This is a genomic window from Snodgrassella sp. CS2 (assembly GCF_050310315.1).
Lineage (GTDB): Bacteria > Pseudomonadota > Gammaproteobacteria > Burkholderiales > Neisseriaceae > Snodgrassella > Snodgrassella alvi_E.
The window spans coordinates 72,256-83,905 of sequence record NZ_JBNPBA010000003.1; the positions used below are offsets into that span (position 1 = coordinate 72,256).

Consider the following 11,650-nt stretch of genomic DNA (forward strand, 5'->3'; position numbering starts at 1 on the left):
TGTTAAATGTAGAGAGAAATCACCATGAAAAAAATTACTGCATTGTCTAAGATTATTGCAATGGTTTCTATGCCGCTAATAGCTGCCGGTCAAGGAGGATTTACTGGTCCTTCTGTGTCCACGCAAAAGAGTGGATATAAAGACCCTAATGCCGCTGTAACCACTGTTACTCATGCCAAATCTTTGCCTGACGACAGTCGTGTAATTTTGCGTGGCAAAATAACCGAACGTATTTCGGATGATATGTATAAGTTTAAGGATGCTACTGGGGTAATACTTGTGGATATCGACCAAAAGCGTTGGAACGGACTAAGCGTCGGTCCACAGGATACCGTGGAAATTCAGGGAGAAGTAGATAAGGACTGGAATTCAGTAGAAATCGACGTGAAACATCTTCGTAAGATTGTGCCATAAATCTAGCGATAAACAGCGCCTAAATGTTCAGGAGACGCTATCTTTGTTTTGTCTGAGTATGCGTTGATTTTGTTAGCCTGACTATGTCTGGCATGGCTTGTAGAAATATGTGACTAAATAATTTAATAAAAATATTATGCTGTATGATTAATACTAATTAAAGTATAAGTATATCGGCTTTATGCCACAGCATGAGGAAATGAATGATAAAGGGTCGTTTGTCAGTTGCTGCTTTGTTGGTAAATATGTTTTGCCAGTTTGAATATATTGATTAAATATAATTTATAAATATCAGGTTTGTTTATGTCTTTTCTGCAAATACTGTCTTTGGTATTGCTGGTATTGATACTGGTGTTATCTATCTGGCGACATGTAAATATTGGTTTATTGGGATTTTGTGCCGCTGCCGTAATGCTGGTGGCTTCACAGACTTATCCTGATAGTGGTATGGCCTCTCAAGCTCAGGCTTTAACTGCTAAAACGGTATTGGCTCATTTCCCAGGATCTATTGTGACGTTGTTGATCGGGGTGTCTTTACTGTTTGCTCATTTTGAACGCAGTGGCAGTCTCAGCTGGATTACCGATAATGTCTATAAAACAATTGGTAATCATGCGATGCTGATTCCTTGGGTGGGTTATGTGTTTGGTCTGTTTATCTCAACGGCCGGTGCATTTTCTACGGCTACCATTACTTTACTGGTGCCGATTACGGCTGCTTTGGGCAGACGTTTGCCAAAAATATTTTTTATTTGTGAGGTGGCGGCTGTTGTAGGGGCAAATACTGGGGCATTATCTCCTATTAATCCTGTAGGGATGGTGATTAAAGATGCTGCCAGCCATGCGAATGTGAGTTTCAACGGCTGGCAGCTCTGGTTGTTGGGAACGATTGTAAGTGCTGTAACAGTATTGATCTTGCAATTTATCTTTAGCCCTAAAAGAATGACAGATAGCCCAAAAGGCCAAAAACCTGGGCGTGGGCTGGCGCTGTTAAAACCGATAGCGTTGGATAACAGTGAGAAGAAACAATTGTGCCCTTCTTACGCTGTGTGCTCCACTCTGGCTGTATTGCTGTTTATTGTGCTGGTGGTGTTTGCCGATGCTGATGTCGGCCTAACTTCGATTTCGCTGGCTGTGGCTATGATGCTTCTGTTTCCGCAGCAAAGTAAGGATTTTTCTAAAAAAATTCCTTGGAATGCGGTGATTGTGATTAGCGGACTGCTGGTGTTTATTGGGACAATGATGTCAGTACATACGATGACGGCTGTAGAAGAAAGCTTGCTAAGTATGACAAACAATCAGATTATTCTGCTATTTATCATTGCTTATCTCACGACCTGCTTGAGTAATGTGGAATCATCGACTATAGGGGTAATTAGTTTGATGACGCCGATGATTTTCACCATTTTCGGTGGTTCTGAACATTTACCATTGATTTTGGCAGCCTGTACGGCACCAGCTCTGCTGAGTGTGATTAACCCGATTCATATTGCCGGCACGTTAATCGTCAGCTACACCGATGAGCAGCAACAGGATGCGATGTTTAGGCGTCTGCTGACTATCGCTTTTTTTACCATACCGATTATTCCGGGTGCCACAATGATTTTACCGGCCATTCTGTTCTGAATGTTACCGGCAGTCTGATGTTTTATGGGTGATGGATTGGATTTGTGCATAGAAAATATTCTGTGATTATGCAGCAGGTGCTTAGTTATTGCTTATTCATCTGATAATTCATTTATTTTCTGATTCAAGCTAACAAACTTTACTCTTTAATTTAATTCAAAGAATTAGTGATTAGGTTAATTTTTGTTTGTTAATTTTACCCAGATACTTTATAACGTAAACACATTTATCTGAATATTTTGCTGTAAGAAACATACTGAAAGCTGAATAAATTTAAATTTTGTTTGATTAGTGTAAATTTCAACGCAACTTTTCTTTTCAGAATGATAAAAAATCAGGACTACTTATGAACTTACCACAAATATTATCGCTCGTATTACTGGTTGTGATTTTGATTCTGGCTGTCTGGCGACATGTCAATATTGGTTTGCTGGGGTTCAGTGCAGCAGCTGTAATGGTGATGGTCTCTGCTTTAAGTGCAGATGGTTCTGCTGCTGAGACAGTGCTAAGCAGTAAGGCAGTGCTGAATCATTTCCCCGGTGCCATTGTGACGCTGCTCATTGGTGTATCTTTATTGTTTGCCCATTTGGAAAAAAGCGGTGGGCTGAGTTGGTTTACCGATAAGGTATACTCAAAAATGGGACATCGAACCCATTTGGTACCATGGATAGGCTATTTTATCGGTTTTGCCATTTCTACAGCCGGCGCGTTTTCTACTGCTTCGATTACTTTGCTGGTTCCTGTAATAGCAGCTCTGGGCAGAAAACATCCCCGATTATTTTTTATCTGTGAAATGGCTGCAATTATCGGGGCGAATACTGGAGCTCTGTCTCCTATAAATCCCACTGGACAGGTTATTCTTGAGGCAGCAAAAAAAGCTCAAGTCATCTATAGCCCATGGCTAGTATGGTTTCTGGGGATGGTGCTCAGTTTTGTGCTGGTTATCGCTTTACAGATAGTTTTCCAAGATAAACGGGTAGTTGATGTATCCGAAGTGAACAAGGGCAAAAAGGGTTATCTATTACTTAAACCTGTGACTCAGGAAAGTTGTGATAATCATCAATTGCAGCCTTTTTATGCACTTTGTTCGACAATTGCGGTGCTGATTTTTCTGTTTCTGGTGATTTTTGCTAAGGCTAATGTTGGTTTAACAGCATTAACATTAGCTGTGGTGATGATGCTGTTTTTCCCTAAAAACAGTAAGGATTTTGTGAAGAAGATTCCTTGGAATGCGGTAGTAGTAATCAGCGGGCTTTTGGTTTTTATCGGTACGATGATGCAGATTGATACCATGAAAGCTGTAGAACAGGGTCTATTGAATATGACCAGCAGTAAAATTGCGCTATTGTTTATGCTGGCCTATCTGACCACTTTCCTCAGTAATGTTGAATCGTCTACTCTTGGTGTAATCAGTCTGATGATTCCGATGGTATTCACGATTTTCGGAGACTCACCACAGATTTCCCTGATTCTAGCAGCTTGTGCGGCTCCGGCTATGCTGAGTGTGGTTAATCCGATTCATATTGCAGGCACACTTGTTGTGAGTGTTACGGATGAAAAACAGCAGGAAACGATGTTTAAACGCTTACTGATTATCGCTTTTGCTACGGTACCTTTTTTCCCTGGTCTGGCTATGATTGTGCCGGCCATCATGATGTAAACTGATAATGAAATACACACATTTGCCGATGAGTAAGCGCTGTTGGTGATACGGCTGGTAATTTTTATTTTCTCTCTGTAGTTTTGCTGCTTAAGACAGGTGGACAGTTTGAGGGAATGCAAAAAGCGGTTAACAATTGGGCAGGAGTACGGCACAATTGACTTCTGTTTTCGACTGATATTTTCATATGCAGATTTATTTGGTTGGTGGTGCGGTAAGAGATAAATATTTGCAGCGTCCTGTGTCTGACCGCGACTGGGTAGTAGTGGGTGCTACAGCGGTAGAAATGTCTGAGGCTGGTTATCAGCCGGTGGGCAAAGATTTTCCGGTGTTTCTACATCCGCAAACACACGAAGAATATGCGCTGGCGCGTACAGAACGCAAAATCGCCGCAGGCTACAGTGGATTTACTTTCCATGCGGCAGCAGATGTGACGCTGGAGCAGGATTTGCAACGGCGTGATTTAACCATCAATGCAATGGCAGAAGATTCTGAAGGCCATCTGATCGACCCTTATCATGGTCTGGATGACTTACGTCGTGGAATTTTGCGCCATGTTAGCCCTGCTTTTGCTGAAGACCCAGTACGCATTCTGCGCATTGCCCGCTTTGCGGCTCGTTATGGCTTTCAGGTAGCCGATGAAACCATGGGATTGATGCGGCAAATGGTGGACAACGGAGAAGTCAACGCACTGGTCGCAGAAAGAGTATGGCAGGAGCTGGCTAAGGGATTGATGGAAAAACAGCCGCGTCTGATGATTGAAGTTTTGCGTGCCTGCGGTGCCCTGAAAATTATTCTGCCAGAAGTAGATGCTTTGTTTGGGGTACCACAACGAGCTGTGCACCATCCAGAAATAGATGCGGGTGAGCACACGCTACTGAGCCTTCAGTATGCTGCGGAACACGATTATTCATTACCCGAACGTTATGCTGCCCTCACCCATGATTTAGGTAAAGCGTTAACTCCTAAGGATAAGCTACCTGGTCATCCTGGCCACGATTATGCTGGAATCAAGCTAGTGGAAGCTGTTAATCAGCGCTGGAAGGTTCCCAAAGCCTGTGCCCAGTTAGCTTTACTGATATGCAGCTATCACATCAGGCTGCACAGTGTGGGACAGTTGAAACCCAAAACTGTTCTGGAGATTCTCAAGCAAACTGATGCGTTACGGCGTCCACAACGCTTTGCTCAAATTCTGCGAGTCTGTGTGGCCGATGTCCGTGGTCGGCTGGGTTTTGAGCAACAACCTTATCCGCAGCAGCAACACTGGCTGGCATTACAGTCGGCAGCCATGACAGTTGATGCTGCGGCTATTGCACGAGCTTCTGATAATCCGCAACATATTGCGAATGCTATAGAACTAGCGCGGCTACATCAAATCAGCCCATTGCAGAATGCTTATCGTCAATCACAATCTAATGGCTATTAATTATGGTAGTTGCAATGTTGGTTACTTCTCTGGCCGATAAATTAAAACTGCATAAACAGCAGGCTGCCGAAATTTACCGGCGTCGGAAGCATCCGTTTGTTTACTTCCGCCAGCACACGCAAATTATTTCTGAAATACTGACTACTTTGTGGCAGCACTTTTTTGCCGAGCAGGAATTATGTTTACTGGCAATAGGTGGTTTCGGCCGTGGTGAGATGTATCCATTTTCAGACGTGGATATAGCTATTGTTAGTAGAGAGCCAGTCAGTGATATGTTGCAACATCAGATCGCTGCATTTATTCAGATTTTGTGGGACATTCATCTGCAACCTGCTGCCAAAGTAGGTACGATTGATGAATTATGCGAAAGCGCACGGCAGGATTTAACCGGCGATTCCGCATTGCTAGAAAGCCATTATTTGTGTGGCAGCCGGCAGCTGGCGACAGAGTTAATCCATCAACTGGATTTACAGCGTGATGTCGCTGCATTTACAGAAGGTAAAATACTGGAGCAGAGCCAACGTTATACAAAAGCTTCTGGTGAAGCCAGCTTGTTGGAAGCTAATGTAAAAACCACTCAGGGTGGTTTACGTGATATTCATACTTTATTGTGGCTGGCAAAAGTACAGGGACTACCGCCCCAAATTCATGATTTGATGCGCAATGCCATTTTAAACCGCACCGAGGCAAGATTGCTACTCAGCTGCCAGAAGCAGCTTGCCAGAATCCGCATTGAGCTGCATCTGACCGCTAAACGAGCTGAAGACCGGCTGATTTTCGACCTTCAGACACAGGTAGCAGAAAATCTGGGATATGTGGATGATGCAAATTCACGCTCCAGTGAAAAGCTGATGCATGATTTTTACCGTGCCATTAAAGGTGTAAAACAACTCAGTGGCATTCTGGTGCCGATGCTGCGAGACCGTGTCTATGCCACGTTGCCTCGCGTAGTTGTGGAGCTAGATGAACATTATTATCAAGTTGGCAATATGCTGGCGGTACACAATCTTGAGCTTTTTCGGCATAAGCCGGAGCATATTTTTATCAGTCTGCGGATTGCACAGGAACACAGCGATATTATTGGTCTGGCACCAAAAACCCTGCGAGCATGGTGGGCTGCAGCTCATCAGCAAGTGAATGAAGCGTTTTATCAGAATCCAATCAATCGCGAATGCTTTGCTGGCTTCTTCCGGCATGGCAATGGTCTGACGCACTTACTTAGATTTATCAATCTGTATGGTGTGCTAGGCAAGTATCTACCGGCGTGGGAAAAAATTGTGGGTTTACTGCAACACGACCTGTTTCATATCTATCCGGTAGACGACCATATTTTAATGGTGGTGCGTAATATGCGCCGTTTGGCTATGGAACGACACAGCCATGAACTGCCATTTGCTTCTACTTTGATGCATGCTTTTGAACGCAAGCACATTTTATATATGGCAGCATTGTTTCATGATATAGCTAAAGGCCGTGGCGGCGATCACGCCGTGAAAGGCGTAGCTGATGCACGTTCCTTTGCAAAAGATCATTTTCTGGACGCAGAGGAAAGTGATTTGCTTGCATGGTTGGTGGAACAGCATCTGTTGATGTCGATGACTGCGCAAAAAGAAGATATTCAAGACCCTGAAGTAGTAGCTCGATTTAGTAATCAAGTTAAAACAATTGAACGGTTGACCGCATTGTATTTGCTTACGGTTGCTGATATTCGCGGTACTAATCCGAAAATCTGGAATTCATGGAAAGCCAGCCTACTGGAAAGTCTATATAAAGCCGCACTGTATTACCTTAACGGTAGACAAAGTAACCGGCAGACAGCCATTCTTGACCGGCGTCAGCAGGCGATGCATGAATTAAGCCAGTATCAAATCAGCGAGTCACAGCAGCGTGAACTGTGGCATATTCTGGGGCAGGCGTATTTTGCACGCCATGAATGGCAGGATATTTTGTGGCATTTGTCCAAAATCATCAATTATGAGCAGCAGCCACAGGCACATAGCCAGTGGCTGCCGGATACAAATACATTAAAAGTGATGGTTTATATGCCAAACCGGCCAAAACTCTTTACAGAGCTGGCTTCAGTGTTTAGTGAGGCAGGAATGAATATCCTGACTGCGCGTGCCTATATTACCGACCACAACTTTATTCTGGATACTTTTATTCTACAATTTCCATCTGGCCTCAGCACTGCTGATTACCTTAGTATTCAGAATAAAACTGAGCTGGCACTAAATCAGTTTGTGAATGGCAATCTGTCGATGAGTGCTGCCACTCCGGCTAGTCTGAGCCGGCGCAGCAGGCATATGCCGATAGCGCCCCGCATTACCATCGATGAGGAAGATAACCCTGGCTGGTATAATTTACACATCATTACGGCTAATCGACGCTTTTTATTGGCCAATATTGCCGCAGTGTTATCAGAGCTGAATATCAGCATCCGATTTGCCAAAATCACCACATTGGACGAACGTGTAGAAGACAGCTTTCTGGTGTATGCGCCCCATCTAGCAGATACCCAGCAGCAATTACAGTTAAAAAATGCACTGCTAGACCAGCTTCTGTGCTGAACAAGACAATGTAGTAACGGCCTAAAAACTACAGGTAAACAATACATATAGTGAAGAGATAATGAACACATTCAGGACTGACAGAGAATTATTACGCCAATGGCAGCGGCTGGCACGCAGTCAGTTTCCTGCTATATGCCAACCTCGTCCTGCAGAAAGCCATAAAGGTACCTTTGGTACACTGGGTATTATTGGTGGCGCTGAAGGCATGGCTGGATCGGTTTCTTTGTCGGCTGTAGCAGCTTTGCATTGTGGATGCGGTAAAGTCTGGCTTGGCTTTAACCAGCCTTCTTTACCATTACCCGTACTGGCACAACAGCCGGAAATTATGCTAGCTACTGCTGAGCAACTGCTGCAACGCTCAGACATTAGTGCATGGGTAATCGGCTGTGGTTTGGGCACACAAGAAACGGCTGTATCAGTACTGACAGCATGCCTGCAACAACACAATATAGTTACGTTATTGGATGCAGATGCGCTTAATCTGCTGGCACAGCAGCCAGATATCCTGACCGGTAGAAAGAATAAACACAATATTATACTGACACCTCATCCCGGAGAAGCCTCTCGCTTGCTGCAATGCAGCATCAGTGAAATACAAGGAAACCGCAACCAAGCAGTATGCCGATTGGCAGCAAAATATAATGCATGGGTTGTTTTGAAAGGACATCAAAGCCTGATCGCTTCACCTAACGGGCAAGTTTGGCAGAATAACAGTGGCAATCCCGGGCTAGCTACGGCTGGCAGTGGAGATGTGCTCGCCGGAATTATCGGAAGTCTATTGGCGCAACAAATACCATTGGAGCAAGCCGTTTATGCTGGTGTGTGGTTACATGGTACAGCTGCCGATATCCTTGCTGCCAATGAAATTGGCCCTATTGGTTTATGTGCCGGTGAAATTGCCCCAGCTGTACGCTGGCTGAGAAACCGCCTGAGTGAAACTAATTGAATAGTAAACAAGCCGGATATTTGGATAAGTAACCGGCTTTGACTTTCCTTCTAAAGGTTTATTGTACGAAAGGGCTATTATTGCTTATCTGCCAGTGCCCAGTTCACGGCCGCAGTAGCGTGGATGGCAGTTGTATCAAAAACAGGCACCGGACTATCTGCTTCAGATACCAGCAACATGATTTCAGTACAACCAAGAATTATGGCCTCTGCTCCCGCATCTACCAAATGTTGAATAATCTGCCGATACTGCTGGCGCGACTCTTCACGAATAATGCCGGACACCAGTTCGTTATATATGATTTTATGCACTGTTTGGCAATCATGATCATTTGGAATCAGTACCTGCAAACCATATTTATCGGTGAGCCGTCCTTTGTAGAAGTCCTGCTTCATGGTAAATTCCGTACCCAGCAACCCGACTTTGCGAAGTTTTTGGCGGCAAATTTGTTCGGCAGTAGCATCGGCTATGTGTAGCAATGGAATGCAAACACTGTTTTGCACTTGCTCCGCCATACGATGCATGGTGTTGGTGCAAATAACGATACATTCTGCACCGCCCTGCTGCAACTGACGCGCGGCATGGCACATTTTTTCAGCCAACTTATCCCACTGACCCTGATGCTGTAACGCTTCTATTTCTGCGAAATCAACAGACAACATAATGCTTTGAGCTGAATGGGTACTGCCTAGTCGATCACGTACCTGCTCATTTATCATGCGGTAATATTCCGCAGAACTTTCCCAGCTCATGCCGCCAATTAAACCGATGGTTTTCATTATTAACCCCCTTGAAATACATTTAAAAAATTATTTATTTTAATAATTTGAGAATTTGTTCAGGCTTCTCAATCACATAATCAGCTGGCCAACTCGCTATATCGTCTGTGGCACTGATGTAACCCCAGTTCGCCAATACGGTAATCATACCGGCTTGACGTCCTGCTTGCATATCACGCTCAGCATCACCAACATACATACAATTTTCCGGTGCCACACCGATTTGTCTGCATGCGTAAAACATCGGTATGGTGCTGGGCTTGGGAGCGCTGGTGGTATCACCACTTACAACTACAGATGGTTTAACACTACATTCTAATTTTGGAAGCAGGCGGTCAGTAAACACATGCGGTTTGTTGGTGATAATGCCCCAGACAATATTTTGCTCAGCTAACTTGAGCAAAAGCTCATTGACACCTCCAAACAATACAGTTTCATCAGTAAAGTGCAGCTCGTATTCGGCCAGAAAATCACGCCGCAAAGTGGCAAATTCAGGATGATCCGGTTGCCATCCAGTTCCCAGCGTGATCAGTCCAGAAGCACCATGGCTGGCTACCGGTCGAATTTCGGCCATGCTTTTTTGCGGCAGATGCTGCTTTTCCAAAACTCGGTTGAGAGCGGTACCCAAATCTGGGGCAGTATCTGCAAGTGTGCCATCTAAATCAAATAATACCGCTTTAATCATGATTTCGTTTCCATCCATGAGCTGCATGTATTGTATTAATGTGCATGTTGATGAGCAACAGAAGGCATGCAGCATAACAAATTGTCACTGTGTGTATGGGCATTGCTTTCCGTCTGTACTGTTACATGATGGATATCATGTTTGAGCAAAACAGAGGCAAGCTCATTTACTAGTTTCTCTGCTTCGGCCACGGTAATGGTACCATCCACAACAATATGACAAGACAATGCGTTCATATTACTGGTAATTGTCCATGCATGTAAATCATGCACGGCCTTGATTCCTGGCATGGCCAATATCACATTGCCTAGCTGCTCAAGTTCGATGTCGTCTGGGGTTCCTTCCATTAGAATACGCAATGTTGTTTTCAGAATACCGATACCACTGTAAGCAATCAAACAGGCCACTACTACACTGGCCAACGGGTCTGCCCAACGCCAGCCGAACAGCATCATGAGTATGGCCGCTACGATCGCCCCTACAGATCCGAGTAAATCACCCAGCACATGTAAAAAAGCACCGCGCATATTTACATTATGCTCGGTCTCGCTGCTTCGATGCATATACCACGCGATAGCGATATTCACCAGCAAACCCAAGACACTGATTATCAGCATGCCACGAGTAGCAATGGCTGGTGGATTAACAAAACGGCCAATGGCTTCATAGACAATCAATACTGCAATCACCATCAGTGCGATGCCGTTAACGGCTGCGGCGATAATCTCAAAACGCTTATAGCCGAATGTCTGCCGCTGATTTACCGGCCGTTCACTCAGATGAAATGCTATTAGCGACAGTGCCAGTGCTAGCGCATCGGAAAACATATGGCCGGCATCGGAAAGCAGCGCTAAACTATTGGTTAACCAGCCACCGATGATTTCCACCAGCATATAAGCCCCGATAACCAACAATGAAACCCGCAGTACCTGCTTATCCGCTGCGTGTGCTCCAAGATGATGGTGATGCCCGCTTTCATGAGTGTGCTCATGAGTATGATTGTGTTGGTGCATAGTAAGCCTTATCTAAAATAGCCTGAGAATGCTTCAGGCTAAACCCTGACGTAAGGTAAAAGTCAATTACTGATATCAGCCGAGCTGAGGACAAATGATGGCATAATGCATTAAAGATACAGAAATTTATTGCCACAGATTAGCTGAGCTTTTGGATAATAGCAAAAAAAAATAAACCTACTGCTATTTCAATTCACTTAATATAAAAAGCTTTCACTGAGACTGGTCAAACAACAATAGATAGTGCGGTTATGTTGATATATGATAACTATAGTTATATTCTTAAATAAAATTTTTTTTGATAACAAAATTTTATATTTGAATTTCGTTACAATATTTCACACTTACAGGTAAAATAGTCACTTTCTAATTTGATGCAATTTTGCCCCACCATGGCTCTATCAATATAGAAATTTACAGCCAATCTAGATTAACCGAAAAGAATGTTATTCAGGAGCCTCAGAAAGAAACAAACACAGTATTCCGAACCAGAACGGTGAAAAATTTTTATTCAGAAATCAATTAAGCCACTAC

General features: G+C 44.0%; 9 protein-coding genes. 6 read left to right on the plus strand and 3 right to left on the minus strand.

Features of this window, described 5'->3' with window-relative positions; all coding sequences use genetic code 11:
* Positions 1-24: 24 nt before the first annotated feature.
* From ACQP6D_RS05635 to ACQP6D_RS05660, 6 genes are all read left to right on the plus strand, one after another.
* Positions 25-414 (plus strand): YgiW/YdeI family stress tolerance OB fold protein, encoded by a 390-nt coding sequence (locus tag ACQP6D_RS05635; protein ID WP_370388111.1) that lies wholly within the window; start codon positions 25-27, stop codon positions 412-414.
* A 303-nt stretch (positions 415-717) separates the two neighbouring features.
* Positions 718-2,037, plus strand: a complete 1,320-nt coding sequence (locus ACQP6D_RS05640) for an SLC13 family permease (RefSeq protein ID WP_427857659.1) — start codon at positions 718-720, stop codon at positions 2,035-2,037.
* Positions 2,038-2,383: 346 nt separating this feature from the next.
* Positions 2,384-3,697, plus strand: a complete 1,314-nt coding sequence (locus ACQP6D_RS05645; RefSeq protein ID WP_427857660.1) for an SLC13 family permease — start codon at positions 2,384-2,386, stop codon at positions 3,695-3,697.
* Positions 3,698-3,884: 187 nt separating this feature from the next.
* Positions 3,885-5,123: a multifunctional CCA addition/repair protein gene (locus ACQP6D_RS05650; protein ID WP_427857661.1), complete on the plus strand. Its 1,239-nt coding sequence runs from the start codon at positions 3,885-3,887 to the stop codon at positions 5,121-5,123.
* Positions 5,124-5,140: 17 nt separating this feature from the next.
* Positions 5,141-7,690, plus strand: a complete 2,550-nt coding sequence (glnD, locus tag ACQP6D_RS05655; RefSeq protein ID WP_427857756.1) for a [protein-PII] uridylyltransferase — start codon at positions 5,141-5,143, stop codon at positions 7,688-7,690.
* 61 nt (positions 7,691-7,751) lie between these two features.
* Positions 7,752-8,639 carry an NAD(P)H-hydrate dehydratase gene (locus ACQP6D_RS05660; protein ID WP_369608351.1) on the plus strand — a complete coding sequence of 296 codons (888 nt, stop codon included), beginning with the start codon at positions 7,752-7,754 and terminating at the stop codon, positions 8,637-8,639.
* Positions 8,640-8,716: 77 nt separating this feature from the next.
* Here ACQP6D_RS05660 and ACQP6D_RS05665 read toward each other — a convergent pair whose 3' ends face one another.
* The 3 genes from ACQP6D_RS05665 to ACQP6D_RS05675 are packed head-to-tail and all read right to left on the minus strand — an operon-like array spanning position 8,717 to position 11,116.
* Positions 8,717-9,418 carry an aspartate/glutamate racemase family protein gene (locus ACQP6D_RS05665; RefSeq protein WP_369608352.1) on the minus strand — a complete coding sequence of 234 codons (702 nt, stop codon included), beginning with the start codon at positions 9,416-9,418 and terminating at the stop codon, positions 8,717-8,719.
* A gap of 34 nt (positions 9,419-9,452) precedes the next feature.
* Entirely contained in the window at positions 9,453-10,103 is a 651-nt protein-coding gene (locus tag ACQP6D_RS05670) for an HAD family hydrolase (protein ID WP_370389157.1), read from the minus strand.
* Positions 10,104-10,138: 35 nt separating this feature from the next.
* A complete protein-coding gene (locus ACQP6D_RS05675) occupies positions 10,139-11,116 on the minus strand; it encodes a cation diffusion facilitator family transporter (RefSeq protein WP_427857662.1) in 978 nt (325 codons plus the stop codon).
* Positions 11,117-11,650 lie beyond the last annotated feature (534 nt).